Source organism: Streptomyces sp. NH27 (assembly GCF_056859195.1).
This window is the reverse complement of the sequence record NZ_JACEGK010001100.1, coordinates 1-429: the sequence shown is the minus strand read 5'-3', so window position 1 is coordinate 429 and position 429 is coordinate 1. Positions and strand designations below refer to the sequence as shown.

The following is a 429-nucleotide window of genomic DNA, read 5'->3' as shown; positions in this document are numbered from 1 at the left end:
AGGAAGCTATTAGGATTAGGTGGAAAGTCATCCAGACCAGTAAGGGATATTCCTGATGGTGAAAGTCGTATATACCCAAGGTCAAACCAGCGGTGATTAGGACGACTTGCCCCAAGGAAAGCAATTCCCAAGAGTAAAGCAGAAAGAGGAGTCCTAAGCCTAGTTCAAAGAGGGCATACCAGACAGGATAGCGAACTTTGCAGTAGCGACAGCGAAAGCGATTGAAGACCTGTGAGAGAATCGGAATCAAATCTAAGGGACGCAAGGGAGTCTGACAGGAATCGCAGTGACTGGCTGAACTGATAATGGATTGCTCTGGAAAACGGTCAATGACCAAACCAAGAAAGGAAGCTAGAATGCTCCCGACGAGAAAAAAATAAAAATCAATCATACTTATCTATTCGTAAAAAATGGGAGAAATAGTATAAT

General features: G+C 43.4%; 1 protein-coding gene. It reads right to left on the bottom strand.

The features are described 5' to 3' along the window. Positions 1-391 (bottom strand): prepilin peptidase (locus AC13HU_RS38225; protein WP_483046587.1); only part of this gene is annotated, 391 nt, incomplete at its 3' end. Positions 392-429 lie beyond the last annotated feature (38 nt).